16 protein-coding genes are annotated in these 16,157 nt (G+C 33.9%); 5 read left to right on the top strand and 11 right to left on the bottom strand.

Features of this window, described 5'->3' with window-relative positions:
* Nucleotides 1-6 precede the first annotated feature (6 nt).
* Complete coding sequence (locus CRG89_RS09200; RefSeq protein ID WP_425430389.1) at nucleotides 7-132, top strand: hypothetical protein; 126 nt, start codon at nucleotides 7-9, stop codon at nucleotides 130-132.
* On the top strand, nucleotides 113-349 hold the full coding sequence (locus tag CRG89_RS07575; protein WP_103287657.1) for a hypothetical protein: 237 nt from the start codon (nucleotides 113-115) through the stop codon (nucleotides 347-349). Before CRG89_RS09200 ends, CRG89_RS07575 begins: the two co-directional genes overlap by 20 nt.
* Before the next feature lie 135 nt (nucleotides 350-484).
* Here the strand turns inward: CRG89_RS07575 and CRG89_RS07570 are convergent, their stop codons facing one another.
* Nucleotides 485-1,018 carry a hypothetical protein gene (locus CRG89_RS07570; protein WP_103287656.1) on the bottom strand — a complete coding sequence of 178 codons (534 nt, stop codon included), beginning with the start codon at nucleotides 1,016-1,018 and terminating at the stop codon, nucleotides 485-487.
* Nucleotides 1,019-1,040: 22 nt separating this feature from the next.
* On the opposite strand from CRG89_RS07570, the gene CRG89_RS07565 reads away from it, so the two are divergent.
* Both CRG89_RS07565 and CRG89_RS07560 read left to right on the top strand, forming a co-directional pair.
* The gene (locus CRG89_RS07565; protein WP_103287655.1) at nucleotides 1,041-2,354 is read left to right on the top strand and encodes a DNA methyltransferase; all 1,314 of its coding nucleotides are present in this window, start codon (nucleotides 1,041-1,043) and stop codon (nucleotides 2,352-2,354) included.
* A 66-nt stretch (nucleotides 2,355-2,420) separates the two neighbouring features.
* Complete coding sequence (locus CRG89_RS07560) at nucleotides 2,421-3,554, top strand: hypothetical protein (RefSeq protein ID WP_103287654.1); 1,134 nt, start codon at nucleotides 2,421-2,423, stop codon at nucleotides 3,552-3,554.
* 25 nt (nucleotides 3,555-3,579) lie between these two features.
* Here CRG89_RS07560 and CRG89_RS07555 read toward each other — a convergent pair whose 3' ends face one another.
* The 5 genes from CRG89_RS07555 to CRG89_RS07535 all read right to left on the bottom strand — a co-directional run bounded on the left by CRG89_RS07555 (nucleotide 3,580) and on the right by CRG89_RS07535 (nucleotide 8,298).
* Complete coding sequence (locus tag CRG89_RS07555) at nucleotides 3,580-5,628, bottom strand: hypothetical protein (protein WP_103287653.1); 2,049 nt, start codon at nucleotides 5,626-5,628, stop codon at nucleotides 3,580-3,582.
* Between the two features lie 162 nt (nucleotides 5,629-5,790).
* Nucleotides 5,791-6,018, bottom strand: a complete 228-nt coding sequence (locus tag CRG89_RS07550; RefSeq protein ID WP_103287652.1) for a hypothetical protein — start codon at nucleotides 6,016-6,018, stop codon at nucleotides 5,791-5,793.
* Nucleotides 6,019-6,103: 85 nt separating this feature from the next.
* Nucleotides 6,104-7,381: a type IV secretory system conjugative DNA transfer family protein gene (locus CRG89_RS07545; RefSeq protein WP_103287651.1), complete on the bottom strand. Its 1,278-nt coding sequence runs from the start codon at nucleotides 7,379-7,381 to the stop codon at nucleotides 6,104-6,106.
* Nucleotides 7,382-7,395: 14 nt separating this feature from the next.
* Nucleotides 7,396-7,902, bottom strand: coding sequence for a hypothetical protein (locus CRG89_RS07540; protein WP_103287650.1), 507 nt, complete (start codon nucleotides 7,900-7,902; stop codon nucleotides 7,396-7,398).
* Nucleotides 7,903-7,962: 60 nt separating this feature from the next.
* A complete protein-coding gene (locus tag CRG89_RS07535; RefSeq protein ID WP_103287649.1) occupies nucleotides 7,963-8,298 on the bottom strand; it encodes a hypothetical protein in 336 nt (111 codons plus the stop codon).
* Between the two features lie 61 nt (nucleotides 8,299-8,359).
* Here CRG89_RS07535 and CRG89_RS07530 point away from each other — a divergent pair, with 61 nt between their 5' ends.
* On the top strand, nucleotides 8,360-8,575 hold the full coding sequence (locus CRG89_RS07530) for a hypothetical protein (RefSeq protein WP_158648787.1): 216 nt from the start codon (nucleotides 8,360-8,362) through the stop codon (nucleotides 8,573-8,575).
* A gap of 169 nt (nucleotides 8,576-8,744) precedes the next feature.
* On the opposite strand, the gene CRG89_RS07525 is transcribed toward CRG89_RS07530, so the two are convergent.
* The 5 genes from CRG89_RS07525 to CRG89_RS07500 all read right to left on the bottom strand — a co-directional run bounded on the left by CRG89_RS07525 (nucleotide 8,745) and on the right by CRG89_RS07500 (nucleotide 16,125).
* On the bottom strand, nucleotides 8,745-9,584 hold the full coding sequence (locus tag CRG89_RS07525) for a DUF932 domain-containing protein (RefSeq protein ID WP_103287647.1): 840 nt from the start codon (nucleotides 9,582-9,584) through the stop codon (nucleotides 8,745-8,747).
* 208 nt (nucleotides 9,585-9,792) lie between these two features.
* Nucleotides 9,793-10,671, bottom strand: coding sequence for a hypothetical protein (locus CRG89_RS07520; RefSeq protein WP_158648786.1), 879 nt, complete (start codon nucleotides 10,669-10,671; stop codon nucleotides 9,793-9,795).
* A 58-nt stretch (nucleotides 10,672-10,729) separates the two neighbouring features.
* Complete coding sequence (locus tag CRG89_RS07515; RefSeq protein ID WP_103287645.1) at nucleotides 10,730-11,179, bottom strand: hypothetical protein; 450 nt, start codon at nucleotides 11,177-11,179, stop codon at nucleotides 10,730-10,732.
* Between the two features lie 50 nt (nucleotides 11,180-11,229).
* Nucleotides 11,230-13,509 (bottom strand): hypothetical protein, encoded by a 2,280-nt coding sequence (locus tag CRG89_RS07510; protein WP_158648785.1) that lies wholly within the window; start codon nucleotides 13,507-13,509, stop codon nucleotides 11,230-11,232.
* Nucleotides 13,510-14,211: 702 nt separating this feature from the next.
* Nucleotides 14,212-16,125 carry a VirB4 family type IV secretion system protein gene (locus CRG89_RS07500; protein ID WP_103287642.1) on the bottom strand — a complete coding sequence of 638 codons (1,914 nt, stop codon included), beginning with the start codon at nucleotides 16,123-16,125 and terminating at the stop codon, nucleotides 14,212-14,214.
* Nucleotides 16,126-16,157 lie beyond the last annotated feature (32 nt).

The following is a 16,157-nucleotide window of genomic DNA, read 5'->3' as shown; positions in this document are numbered from 1 at the left end:
ATATCTATGGATATAACTACTGATGATACTCATGAATCTAAGGTTATAAATAAGCTTATTAGAGAAGCATCTAAGCATAGAGTAATAACTAAAGCATATATGGATGGAGCCTATGATTCATATAGATCATAAAATTAAGAGTATAGGGATAAAAGCATTCATCAAGCCTAGAAGGAATGCAAGAGTAGATAGAGGACCGCCAGAGAGAAGGAATACTGTTAAGATGATAAATAAGTATGGAGAAGAGATATGGAGTAAGATTGTAGGATATGGTAAGAGATTAATGATTAGACAGCATTCTCAACATTCAAAAGATTATATGGGGAGTATTGTATGGCTAAAAATATGAATACTATAGTTAAAGAGCTTATTACTAAAGCATACATATACAATATGATAGTAAATCTATAGGATTGAATGTAAAGTCTAGATGAGATGGCTAATAACAAATAATTAAGCCACAAAGCATTTATTACTACTACTATTAATAATCTCCGTTAAACATCAAAAACCTCTTCAACTCTTCTTTATTAACTATTTTATTGTTTATGTATATCTTTTCAGCATTATCTATATTCATATCATCAAGCGTTATTACATAAAATCCAAGATAATGCTCTGATAACCTGCTTGTTCTTAATACTTTATCAAGAGCATCAAAGCTCTTCATCTGTGCAAAACCTAATCTGAACGGTCTGTTACCATATTTGAATTCTAAGAGCATAAACCTATCAGAGAATACTCCTTTATCTCTTAATGCAGAATCAAATGTAACTGCTAAATAGTCTATATCTGTGAAGACGTATTTATCACGAGGAATATTCCTCTCTATCCAATCCCTAATCTTTATCTGTTCTAGAAAATAAGAGCGCTTAGAGTCTAACTCTGACAACGCTTTTATCTCTTTATAGAACTCTTCTATACCTACCTTCTCTATCCTCTTAAGCAGTAAAGATAAGAGGTCATTAAAAGATATACCGTATCTAGAGCATTCTCTCTTTATCATCTCATCAAGCATTCTATTCTATAATTATAGTCTGATGATAGCAATAGAAGAGATAGCAATAGAAGAGATTGTTATAAACGATGAATACAAAAGATTGTTACCAAGAGTCAGTAACGTTGAGTATGAGAACCTGAAGAGAGATATCCAAGAGAGAGGAATAGTAGTTCCTCTAGTAATTAATCAAGATAAACATCTCTTAGATGGTTATACTAGATTGCAGATTGCTAAAGAGTTAGGTATCTCAAAAGTCCCTGTAGTTATCAGGAATTTTAATGATAGACTAGAAGAGAAAGAGAGTGTAATAGCATTAAATCTTAAGAGAAGACATCTAAATGATATTCAGAAGGTTATGATTGCTAGAGAGTTGCTTAAGATAGAGCAAGAGAGAGCAAGGTTAAGGCAATTATCAGCATTAAAGCAGTTTAAGAATAAGAATATCGCTAATGATAGTGAAGATGACTGTAGTAATAATACTACTAATATCACTAACGATATCGCTAGCGTAACCGTTGTGGTTCATGGGACCACAACGGAGAAAGGGAGGTCTATAGAGAAAGTAGCTAAGATGTTAAACATATCTAATAGCCGTCTGAAGAAAGGATTAAGAGCATTAGAGCTAGCAGAGAAGGATAATACTATCAAGGAGTTATTTGAGAAGTCAGATAACCTCTCTTTTATTATTAAAAAGGTTGAGGAGAAGCAAGCAAAAGAGAAGGTTAAACCTATTAGGAATAATGATAATACTAACTTTGTTAGACTGTTATTTGGTGATTTTAAAGACAAGATTAGAGAGATAGAGGATAATAGCATTGATCTAATCTTTACTGATCCACCTTATAGTCAAGATTACCTTGATGACTTGGAGGTTTTTGCTAAAGAAGCTGTTAGAGTATTAAGACCATCCTCTTTCATAGCATTAATGTATGGTGTAAAATACCTACCAGAGATATTTGAGATATTCAAGGTTGAAGGTTTAAGATACTATTGGACTATAGCAATGTATATGCCTGATAGCAATCTTATATTTCATAAACGTTCTATCATAGAGAAGTGGAAACCTATCCTTCTATTCCAGAAAGAACCTTTTATAAATATAGAGCATGCTATTGAAGATGCTATAGTAGCTCCTAAGCCAGATAAGTCATTACATGAGTGGAAGCAGGATACATACTCTGCTAAATATGTAATACAAAGACTGACCAGGGAAGGTGATACAGTATTAGATGTGTTCGCAGGAACAGGAACAACTGCAGAGGCATGTTTAGAGTTGAAGCGTAACTGCATCTTGATAGAGAAGGATAAAAGCATCTTTGAGGTCTTGCAGAAACGCTTTAATCTTAAAACGTAAACTTTAAAAATATCTTCTTTCTTTGAAGCATAAAACTTTTGTATTTATTACAATTATATTATAGATATGCCGTATAAACCTTGGGATAAGGAAACTAGAATAAAGAAGGTAGATGAGATACTAGACAGGTATCCTTTGTTAATTGATAAGAAAGAGTATAGGAATAGAGAGATTTTCTACAAATATATCATTGATGATGAGGAGTATGAGAAGTTTGTAAAAGCGTTTGAAGTAGCACAAACACTCAAAGGTGCAAAGTGGTTAAAGAATTGGAAACTACCCTATCCGCCTGAGTTATGGTTATACTTTGTATCGAGAGGTTGGTATTTCCTTAAGAGTTCATACTCTCATAGAGATAAATTTAATGAATTGAAATGGGATATTTACGCTAAGATAGTTGAATTAGCATCAACATTAAGAATTTATCTTAAAGACGAGCGTGATTATGACTTCCAGAAAGCGAACATCAAACCAGATGATTATAGACACGGTGTCTATGAAATTAAAGATACTATAGTTGGTATAATGATAACACCATCTATTAGAAGGAAGATAGTAATCTTTGATGGTGAGAAGGAACTTGTTGATGGTTTAAGAAGATGGGTTAGCACTCTAGATCACTTTGTAAAAGAAGCATTTTATCCTTGTCTAAGACCATCTACTGAATTGTTTGAATCTGAAGCAAGACAGGACGAGTTCGCTCTTGATATGTTTACGTGGGTGTATCCTGTTATCAAGAAGTATTATCCTCTCGCAGTAGAGTGGGGATTAGCATTCAAAAATAGGGATATGAAGAGAGTAAGAAAGTTAACAAATGAGATAAGAGCATTCTATGAGGAGTATATTAAGAAAACTAATAGCGGTAATAGATTGTTAGTAACGTATTACTACGGTTTAGCAAATATGCTTATAGACTATGCAGAAGTATTATACAAGAGAGGTATCTATCCAGAGATTGATATAGATCCTAATAGGGATTACGTTAGAGAATACATAGAGCATCTATTAACCACAAAACCTAGGTTTACTCATGAAGGTTGGAAGAAATTAGAGGTACTGTTAGACTTGGATCTATCAGCAGACTTGCTTCCTTATCAGGTTGAAAAGATAATAATGAACGAGGTGCTTAAGCGATACGGTAAATATACTAGGAGTTACGGTTATGGAGAAAGGGAACTTAGTTTAAAAGATATTAAATAATATAGAAAAATAAGAATGTTGTTAGTTATTGAGATTTAGATTCAGTATCTTTCAGTAATTCTCTTATATGCACGTTAGGTAGCATCTTATCTGCTTTCTCAAATAACTCTCTAGTTATATGCTTTCTATGCTCTTTCAAACCTTTCTCTGCTATATCTTTTATCTTATCTTTCAGACCAGCAAGCGTATAGTTGTCATACTTGCTCAAGTCTGATATGACTGAGTCAGCAAATTGTCTTACAAAGTTTTCATTCTTAGGTTCATCACCAAACGAACTAATTATCTCACTCCTCAACTCATCTAGTAGTCTTTGACGATTCTCTATACCTTCGTAGAAATCCCCTAATGTGTAATGTGTATCAACTGCTTTAACATTTGTATCTGTTATACCTCTTGCAATATCATCCAGTTCATGACCAATACCTAACTTGAGGTTATAAGCTAACTCTACTTCACTCGGCACACCGTGTTTCTTATCTAGAACCTCAAACTCTGGATTAGGTATATCTATACCAAACTTACCTGATGCTAATGTTCTAGTCATATCTCTAGTAGCGATCGTTGATGATACATCATCTGCATCTAGTGGTTTATTCTTATAATTCTGTAACCCTCTATAGATTGATGCTAGTGCTTCAGGATTCTTTGAATATGCTTCTATCTGCTCTGCATACATCTTACCAAACCTCTCTTTATCGTGTATAGCAATACCTGTCATGTTAGTGAACTCATCTGTTATCTTTGAGTATTCACCTCTACTTGCTGATGCTTTAACTCTGTTAGCATACTTTATTGCATTCTGTATATCTTCGTTGCTATAACGTATCTCTAATGCTAGTTTAGGTAGTAACCCTTCAACATAAGAACCTGTATAATTATCTATGATTTGATGAGCAGTCTCTAGTCCTGCTTCCCTTAACCTTCTTACTGCTACCTGCTCTGCTCTATGCAAAGGTTCTGCTAACCTAGCAAATCCCATGCTCTTTGCTGCTTCTAATGCTGAGGTTACTGTTCCTGTTTGCAGTCCTGTATACAATCCAGAACCAGCACCTGTTAATGCTGCTCTTGCTATCCCTAAAGGACTCATCACTCCTGTCTGCATAGCTGCTTGTATACCTCTATATGCTCCTGTTGCTACTCCTGCTACTGCTGAACCACCAAATAGTGTACCAGCAAGCATACCACCTGTGAATATTGTTGAGGCAGTGCTTACCAAAGAGCCTAATACAGGAGCAGTAATAACAGGGAATGTTACCGCTAATAGTGCTACTGCTATAGCTGCTAACCATTCCTGCAATGGAGAGAAGTTTGTAGAGTTTATTAATGCTAAACCTGCTGAGACCGATAGTGCTGATAGTAATGGTGCTAATGATAACCCTATAAGGATATCCTTCAGTCTATCCATTACCCTTGATAAATATGGTACTATGGAGAATGCTAGGATTATGGGTAATGCTATTGCTAATACACCTGTCAATACTATCCTTACTGTCCCTATCACAAACATTAAGAACATTAATAGAGCAGCAATGAAAGCTTTGAATACTGCTAGGAATACATCTCTGAAGAAACCTTGGAATGAGTTAGGATCAGTTAACCCATTAATTATTGTAGTCCAATCAAAGTTAGGAGGAACTATTCCTCCTATCATCTGAACTAAAGTGCTTATTGGTCTGTTTGCTTGGTTCGGATTAGAAGGATTTAAGACATACTTTGCTAATCCTTCCATACCAGAGGCAAAGAGATCCCAGATAGGAGGAAATGTGAATATGAATACTATTATAAGCAATCCTTTTGATAGCATTGCGAATGCTTCTCCCTTCCTGTATACCTCAAACTCCTCTCCTATTAGTATGATTACTGCATAGGTTAATGCTACTGCTATTATTAGAAATGCCACTGTCCTTAGATTCCTGTACATTACCCAGTTATCATTACCTTGCTCTCCATTCTGGAACTTATAATCGAACTTAGGCATCTTAACTACAGCATCCAAGAACCACGAACCAGCCTCAGGGATAACTACAGCATTAACGAATGCTACTAATGCAGCTACTGCTACTATTACAGACATTAAGAGTATTCCTGAGTCTAATCCTAATACCATTCATAATATAATAATGAAGAATAAAGAAGAAAAATAAAGAAGAATAATGATAGTGAAGATAGTTATTATTATTGTTGTTGGTCTCCAGCTATTACTTGCTTAGCAGTATCCTGCTTAAATATCGAGTCTTCAGCTTAAGTACTTCTCAAGGATTAACCTTGCTCTCTTGCTTATATGCAATGTCTTCTTATCAGGTTTATTCTTTACATGTATGACTATACCTGTATTTGCTTCATTAACCTCAACATGCAATGAATACATTGCATATAAACTATCTATGAAGTATAGTGCTACTTCTGGTGCTACAGTTATAGTATAACGCTCATTTGGTTCTAATGCTAATGCTCTTGCTATCATCAATAGATAATTATAAATAATTTATACGGTTCTGGAATTATTGTTACTACAACTATTATTATTATTCTATCCTGTTATGATCACTCTATCCTAACACATAGCTCTTTGCTAAACCCCTTATACTCTCTTCTCCTTGCGAATAGAAGTAGAAGTAATGCAATGGTAATGTGTATATATGCTCTGCTCTTATATTGAATAGATAAGCAAATGCATTAGCAGTATCTATATCTGATCTGAAGCATATTATTGTTCTACATAATGCAGATATCTCTCTTTGAACCTCCTTATCAAATGCATTAATCGTTTGTGTAGCTAATGTTACTTTAACTCCAAACTTCCTCATTGCGTTTAATACCTCTCTTATAGCAAAAGTTGCTATTAACTGTGCTTCATCGATATACAAATAATAAGGTGCTATAGTTGATTGTGGTACTATTAACTCTATACTCTCTATCTTATCTATCCTCTTAGCAGTTATATACAGCATGTGTATGAATATAGATGCTAAAAATTTTATAATATCATCTGTGAAACCAGATGCTAAATCAACTATTATTATCTTTCTACTATCTACTGCTTGTGAGATATCTAAATTGCTCTCTTCAACATTAAATACACTCCTTATTGAATTAATAGATAATAGTTTATCTAACTTGTTATATACAGCTGTAAAAGCCTCTCTAGCATAATTAGGATACACAGAATACCAGAAGTACTCATAATCCTTCTCCAATGAACCCTTAACCAGCATATCTCTATATTTATTATCTGCTAATACTCTAGCAATCTTTGTTAGTGTGCAAGGATAATCTGACTCCATAACTAAATTTACAGCATTCCTTAATATGGTTTCTAACCTATCACCCCAAGCATATTCATATAAGTTCTTTAATGCATTTATGAATGACATAACTACTATATGTCTCTTGCTGTAATCCTTAACCTCTAAAGGATTAATCTTATATTGAGTCATTGAAGGATTAATGTATATTACATTGTTATTGAACTCCTCTCCACTCATCTCTCTCTTAAGCATTCTAAGAACACTCCTAGCAAGCATACCATGCGGATCAATAAGCATGAAACCTTCCTTTCTAATAATGTGTTGATATATAAGCAACTTTATGCTCTCTGATTTACCAGATCCTGTCTCTCCTACTATGAATGTATGAACTCTTGTTTGCGATGGTATAGCATAGAACTTATCCTTATATGGATCATAACCTATAATTGTTTGGTCTGGGTTATTAAGGATTATATCCTTTAGTCTATCATTATTATTATTATTGCTACTACCAACAGTAGTAGTATAGCTACTCTTACTACTACTATTCTTATCACTCTGCTTCCTTGTTTTGAACATATAACAGTAGTCTGTTATAATAGCCTCTTCTTCAATTCTATTATCTTATTCTCTAAGTCTTGTTTAACCAAATTTATTACTTCATTTAACTTTTCATTTTCCTTATTCTTTAGATACTCCTTTAACGCTTCTAATAACTGCTTATTATTCATAAGCAATTTATACATGGATACTAATCTGTTTATTCCTTCTTTATTATCTGATTCTGCTAACGCTATAAGCGTTAATACCTTGTCTATCTGCTTTGATAGATAAGCTTTTCTTCTTGTCTCTCCTTTTATACTTGCTTCTCTTATCTTCTCATCTATTTTTGCTTTTATAGTATGTAGATGAGTCAGCATACTATCCTTATTATTATTATTATCAGCAATAGCATACTCCTCAAATAGTTCATATAATGCTATCAGGTCTTTAGCTTTCCACTCTGTCATCTTCTCAAGATCATATAGTCTATAGAGTTGTTGTCTTACATTCCATAATTCCTTGAAGAGTTCTTCTCTTCTATCATTATCTTTTATCATCTATATTATAATAATATAATGAATCTAAAGCAAGAAATAAGAAAAAGGTTATGGTAGGTTTCAGTCTATATACTTGTGTATGGTATATACAGTATTATTGCATTCTATGCTAGATTCGTTAGAAGAATTTAAAGACATCTCTAATTCAATCATCTCCTCAATTGCATGTATCTGCTGTATGACTACAATCATCAACGCACCACCTCTTAGGTGGGGGACTACTTCTATGTAAGCTTTTAATGCTTCCTCTAGAGCCTCTCGTCTCTCTCTTCCTTTGCTATTATTAGCAATATTCATCTTCTCTGATGCTATAGAGAGTAACTGCTCTATCTTCTCTAGTGCAGTTGGTTGGTATTGGTCTTGCTGGTTTTGGTCTCTTCCTACCCCTTTCATCATATTATAATGATAAATACAGGGGTTAGAGAGACAAAACTCTTATTATATTATGATGAAGACAATGGAGAAAGAAATAGAAGTAGACATAGACGGTTTAGTGAAAGTAGCAAAGAGGTATGGTGTTGCATTAAACGCTAACAATATCATAGCGATATGGTTAGAAACAGGTAGGGGTAGTCTATACATGTATAGACTATACACAACAGCTGGTTTGCTTACTCTCTATATAGACATGAAAGAAGAGAAAGCATATTTAACGAGCAATAAGGAACACTAATAAATAATAATTGTAGTAACAACAATAATAACAACTACAATAAATAACAATAACAACTACAATAAAATCTCCACATTTTATTTCTAATCTTGCTAGAGAATGTAAGACTTTGGTATTGTCATTCTTTTAATTGGTAAAAAGAAAAGAGAGTTTTTGTTTGTTTGTTTTATTATTCTACTAGCTCAGCAATAACTCTATGTAGTCTGTTAGTCATCCTTGACCTTGCTATTGGGTTTGCTCTGCTCTTATGTGTAACAGCATATGTTATACCGTTGAATACCTCCCAGAGTGTTGCTTCTCTTAATACTTCTATCTCCTCTTCTTCACCATACCTCACTCTTATTGGGGTATATCTGTAGTATAGGTAAGGAAGTCTTAACTCTGTTATCTTCTCTGCTATTGCATCATCTAGTTTGACTTTTGTTGCTTTCCTGTATATCTCTATCAACTGGTAGCAGTTCTCTAGCGCTGTTCTTAATGCTTCTCTAAACATATCTAAGAGTCTATTGACATCACCAACATGTCTAGCATTGAATGTTAGGTTCTGTATCCTTGCAGTTGCTCCATTCCTACATGCTAACCTGTATGTGAACATATCAACTGCTAATGCTGAAGTACCGTCTATTGAGTTCCTTATTGATACTCCAAACTGCACCAAATCGTTTGGTTCAACTGCTTCCTTCCTATCTGATAGCATATCTATTCTGACAGCATATCCTTCTTTTGTATATTTTACTGCTAGAGTTGATAGGTTCAAGTCTTTGCTTGCTTCTGCTACCATATCCATTACTAACTGATTTGGTATGACTGCGAAGTGCTTACCTACTATTGCTACCAACTCGTTATTGCTTAAAACAGCTTTAACCTTGTTTAACTGTCTTACCGTATTACCTAAATGTAACACCATACTAGCTTCTGCTACAGGGTATTGCTCAAACGGGTATCTAAGGTTCTGTAGTTCTATAGTCCCTATCACTGCTCCTTCTTTTGTTACCTGTATGCTCTCCATACCTCATAATATAATTATATAATGATATGTTAGCAGAAACGGAGGTTCGTTACTTATGCAAATACAGCTTCAGTAAGTATAGTTCTACCTCCTATCTTTTCATGTTATGATGACAAAAGTAAAAGTAAGTAAGTAAGTTCATAGCATCTTACGTTAAAATCTTAAATATTAGTATATTTCTCTTCTCTATAATAGTTACAATCTTCCTTCATAGCATCTTACCCGTGGTATATGGTCTTACACCATCTATCGTTAGTCTTAGCATTAATGAATCAGGTAGCATTAGAGATACTACTTCTGTATGTGATAATACTGTATATCTGTTATTATTAAAGAGTGGTTTCTTTGGTCTATTGAATATATCCTTATACAGTCTTGAGTTATATAGCTCTTTATTATTGTTATTACGATAATTCTTATTACTCTTGATCCTGTATGTGAAATACTGAGTCTTGAATGCTGTTAAACCTTTTAGTAATATCTCTCTATCATCTCCTGCTACTATTAAAGTTGAATGATAATGTGTCTGCTGTAACTTGAATCTCATGTGTTCAGAGTAAGCATAGAATAGCGAGGTTCTCTTCAGATCATGCTTCCTTAGATATGATGCTATAGATACTCTCTCATTATGTTGTTTAATATGCATAGTAAAGAGTAGTGGTATTGAGGAACTAATACTCATGCTAATGCTATTGCTATTGCTAATGTTACTATTTGTATGCTTATATGTATAATCAGCTAATATTTTGTAGAATGGGAAGTGTTCAGGTTGTAGAACAAACGGTATAGCATAATGTTGTTTAAACTTCATAACTGCATAGATATGCTTATTATTAATGCTTAGCATTATATCATCAGTAGGATATTCCTGTAATGTTAGAGTATTTATTGTATTAAACAACTCTTTATACTTTGCTTCTATCAATAGCATAGCATAGACTCTCTCTTTAGAGTAGAGGAGGAAGATAAGTTCTGGTATCCTCTGTATTACGAGTTCTAGCTGTCTTGCTGTTGCTATGAAATCATACTGCTGTTGAAAGATTAACTGATAACATGAGTAGTTGTTTATGATGTTATTCATAATCATAATATAATTTATTCATTCTATTCTTGAATAAATAAATAAATAAAAATGATGGTTTGATTTAGTTAGTCTCTTCTTCTACTACTTCTACTACACCATCTTTCTTTGCATTCTCCTCTGTATTAATATAGAAGTCTATGTAAGAACCGTTCTCTCCTTCTACCTCTCCTAGTCCTATTAAGACTAATCTCATTCCTTTTAGTGTCTTATACTGCTCAATCAACCTCTTTACTTTACTCTCTATCACAGTCTTTGAGTTCAGTATTAATGCTCTTTTCTCTCCTGTTAATTCTATTATTTCACCTTCACTATCATAATCCTTACCGTAAAGTATTCTGACATCCAGAACCCAAGCGTCTCTCCTCATCTTTCCAGTCTTTGCTATTACTCTTGGTTCATCTAATACCTCAAAGACTGCTTCTGCATCACCACTAGGATTCCAGAAACTGCTACTATTACCTTTACCTGCTTCTCTTGCTCTCTCTTTATTGAATACTACCTTATTATCCATCGTCCCTCATAATATAATAGTAATAATAATCAGATCTCTCCATCATTATCTTACTCCTTTGTTTCTGCTATCTCTCTCCTAAAGTATCTTAGAAGCATCAAGACTACAAAACCTACTAACAATCCTATAGCAAGCATAGTCCAACCAATATGCTTATCTTCAGATGGTGCAGGTATTGTTACTGCTGGATAGGAGAATAATCCTACTGCCCCCCATTCGTTATATGCAACTCCTACTACTCTATTATTACCAACATCAACTATGCAACCTATTGAGCAGTTCTGTAGAGTAAAGATACCTCCTGCATTCACAATAACCTCTTGTATGTTAAAGTGCTTAGGTGCTTCTATATGCAGTAAAGAACCAATACGCTTAACATATTTATCAGTCCATATACCTGTACCTAAGAAAATATCCCTCTGATATATAGCATATTGATGGTATGCTGGTAATGGATACACGTTAGTTATCTCTCCTTGGTAAGGATATGTCTGGATAGTTATCTTAATGTATTGAGGTGTTAAAGATTGCAATACATAATGCAAAGGTATATCTAATAGGTTGTTAACTTTAAAGACTTCTTTTGCATTCTCTGGTAACCTAAGCATATAGAACCTATCCAGAAATGATATGAAATTAGTATTATATCTCTCAATATTAACAGGTTTATATGTATTATCAGCATCCTCTACACAGATTATAAGCTCTACTAGAGCAGGATCAGGTATATTGTTGTTAAGTTTAGCAATATCATAGTTATACTTCATTCTTGCATAAGAGAGTAGGTCATAGTCTTCTCTAGTATTAGAAGGTATAGACTCTACTTTTATCTTGTATACTGTTAAGGGTACTAGTTGACTATTATTATCTTCAGTCACAATACGCAATGATACTATTCGTAGGAATACTCTTGCTGGATATATGTATTCATACTCTGCTACCTGCCTATCTGTTATAAGGTCATTACCTGCTATACTACCTGCTTTAGTATATAAATAACCTTTCAGTGTCAAGTCTGCTAGTTGGTATCTCTGGAAATCAAATACATAATCAGATGGTTCTCTGCTACTATCTGTGAATTTAACATCTAATATGAAGTATGCTGATCTTAATACTGCTATACCCTGTACATAACCTTCTTGATTGCTATTAATCCTGATATCAGGTGTAGGACAGTTATAAGCAGTCCTTACATTATACTCTATTGGTATATCTAATACCTGCTTAACCCTATTGGGATCTACAGTAGGTATACCATAACCCCTGTATATTTGATAAGCATATGCTTCTTCTTCATTCTTATTAATTAACGCTCTCCTGTTAGGATATATGGTGGTATCTGTTGGATCATTGCTATTACCCTGTGAGCCTAGATATTTTACTGCTAATGATAACTGCTTATCATATGACCATCTATACAGATCAGAGATATTCAGGAATGGATAGATTAAAAACTTAGGATTATAATGAACAACCATAGCAGTTGCTAACGGTAGATAGTAACCATAATATCTCTGATATCCACTCTCATCAGTAGGTCTAGCGCAGTTACCCCAAGGAATACTACTACAGTAATTTGTATGATTCCATATCCTTGTTATAGGATAAACATAGTCTATGCTAGCAGATATGTAATGATTACCATAAGAAGCATTATCTCTAACCTTAATATCAGCATCAATGCATATATCAGTAGTTATTGTATTACCTGTAGGATAGTAGTAAAAGTAAACAAATCTGCTATTGTTAGCACCATATCTTACTACTCTCTCTTCTCTTAGTTCAGGATGAGTAAAATACTTATAACATGCATCTAACTGCAATGCTGTAAGAGCATTAAAGTTAAAATTATAACCTCTAGAGAAGTAACATGGAAGAACATCATTATTCCTCCTTAACTCTATCTCTGCTTTATAGTTGAATGAGTCATTCCTATAAAATGTTCCATCTTCATTACCTGTAGGTAAACCATTTACAGTAAAGTAACGCTGTGCAGCATTGCTGTAAGGATAGCATAATGCATCCCATGATACACCGTTGGTGCTGATTTGAGACCATTCAGCACTACAGCAACCAGGGTAAGAATACCAACCACTATACTCCAGATAGGTATAGATTCTTCTTGCCTCTGTATCATACCATTCTTTAACCTCTTTAAAGTAATCTCTTCCACCTTGACCAGCATACTGTGTATAATTTGAACGAAGCTCATAACCAGATGTTAACCACTCATTATACTCCCTATTTAGTATAGTGTATATCTTATCAGTCTCATATACTCTATGATAGTTGTATACACTTGTCTTACTGCTATACCTATCTATCGTCATAATAGAGAGTGTATATTTAACTCTCTCCCCATTCTCATAGTATTCGCATAATTTGTAATAATTATAACGATACCTTGAGTATGAAGGTGTATCCTCATCACTCTCATCCTCTGTTTCATAACAGATAGGATGAAAACTTGTATGTGTAGCATATACTGTTGGGGTTACAGAGATAACAGAGACTATGAATGCTACTGAGAATATTATCTTTCCTAGAAGAAAGATGATGCTATTCTTCTTCACATTCTATAATATGAAGACTTACACAATTAGGATAAATAAATAGTTGTAGTAATAGAGATAGTTAATACTTCTTAATAGAACTCAATCTGCTTCATCTTAGAACCACATTTAGGACACTCTCTTTTGTCAGTATAACTATTATTGCATGCTAGACATCTATATCTTATCTTAGTGGATGTAGACTTCTTACCGAGTAAGACTGATGAGTCTTCTGTTGTTAATGTAGATTTCATAACCCTAATGAAGAACCATAGCAGAACAGATGAGAGTATAGCACCTATTATCAATCCAAAGAGAGTGACTAATGTATAACCTATACACATACCTATTATCATTAACAACATAATTCTGCTTATTCCTTCAAGTTTATCTATTTTCTTCCATCTACTCATATCAAAATATAATAATACCTATAAAAGAGGAGAATGAATATTCGCTACTAGTAGTTAAATTACTATTCTATATAGATATTGGACTAGTACTGAACAACTGTAACTCTTCTTCAGTAGGTTTTATCTGTATCCTTAATCTATACTCCCTAGTAAGCAATAATGCTTCACCACGCATGAAATTTACTAGAAGGTTCTTCTCTTCATTTGATAACTGCAATGCTTCAGATATCTTTGCTGAAGCAAGTTCATTATTCCTTAACAGTATCTTTGTATCTGCATTATCCAATAATGCTCTACCATACTCATTTGCAATAACATCCTCTGGTCTCTGAGTAATGAATATGAATATTACGTTTAATTTCCTTCCTACCCTAGCAATGAGATTAACGAATCTAGCAGTTGAATGCATAGTAAAGAGCATCCAACCCTCATCTATCACTAGTATCTTAGGTATATTAGCAGGTAATGAGTTGATCTGCTTCCATGCTCTTGCTAATGCTAGTATTAGTAGCATAGTAACTTTAGCTTCACCAGCATATGCTCCTTTCAAGGATAGGATATTCCTTTGCTGTAACATTGTCTTACCTTTGAATATCAAAGAAATAGGTGAGTTAACTAGGTCAACTAGGTATAGTTTAGCATTATCTGAGCATTTCTCATAAAGATCAAATATTGTATTACAGTATTGTGATACTGATCTTAACTCCTTCCTTATTGTATCTGGTGCTTCTGCTATATCTGCTATTATATCTGCTACTTCTACTTTATCGAATAATAGAAATGGGTCTAACCCTAGTTGTTCATAACCTGTTAACCTGATAACACTTGCTCCTAGCATTCCCTGTAACCTCTCATACTCTCCTTGCGGATCTATAACATAGCAGTAAGCATTAGGATACCTTGATAGTAACCTTGTTAGCAGTAGTTTAGCTGTAACTGACTTACCAGCTCCTGAAGTTGCTAAGATTAAGCAATTGTAATTATCTCTTACTCTATAGTCATATAAAATTGGTGCTTTTGTAACAATATTCTCTCCTAGCATGATACCATCTAGTTCAAGCATATCTGAAGATACAAACGGGTATGTTATTGCTAATGAACCTAACTCTATGTATAGTTCTTTACCTTCACCTTCGTATAACATTGAATATTGTTTGAATGGGTATGCTACAAACTTGACTAACTGTGCTTTCATTGATCTCTTGAATGACTTGCTATATGTTATCAACTCTTGCTTATCTCTTGCTGTTATTACAGCATTCAAAGATAATTTAAATAAAGAAGTCTCTTGTCTTACCAATGCTTCTCTTAACTGCTCTGCTCTCTGTATCTTTAACTCTAACTTTCTGCTCTGTGTTGCTTTTAACATAGAAGCTAACCTTATTACAGAGGATACTGCAGTTGCTTGCTCAACTCTCTTATACGTTAATAAAAGCAGATCACAATGATTAAGCAATTGGAATATCCATGCTTGATACAGTGTAGACGGTAATGCTGTTAAAGAGAATATCCTAGCATATACCTCATTTGGATGTAGTTTAAGGTATGTAGCATACTCTCTTACCCCTTTAATATTAGAGAAGAACGGTAACTCTTGCACCTTGCTATACTTGTATTCTGAGTTCATTAAGAGATGCTCCAATGTTAAGTCTTTTGATGCGATAAATACCCTTATTACAGGATATATTCTTTGATGATATTGGATGCTATCCCTATAGATAAGCATATGCAGACTATGCAGTACAGTAGCATTATTTATGAACTGAAGGAATCTAATGATTAGGTTATGCTGTTTCTCTTCATTAAGGACAAAGAAGTTGCTTAGACTCTTGATCTCATATATATAGCAGTCTTTGAGGAATGGTACAGATAAAGGTGAAGATGAGGAAGGTAATGCTGTAGTAGTAGCAGCAGTAGTTGTTATCGTATCTAAGTTCTTCTTCTTATTCTTATTATTATTGCTCTTCTTTATTATCATCATATTATAATACGATGTGTTGGGTTAGAGATAAC

Origin of the sequence: Candidatus Nitrosocaldus islandicus, from assembly GCF_002906215.1 — an archaeon.
Taxonomy (GTDB): Archaea; Thermoproteota; Nitrososphaeria; order Nitrososphaerales; family Nitrosocaldaceae; genus Nitrosocaldus; species Nitrosocaldus cavascurensis.
The sequence above is the reverse complement of the archived record's forward strand: the minus strand, read 5'-3'. Positions and strand labels throughout refer to the sequence as shown.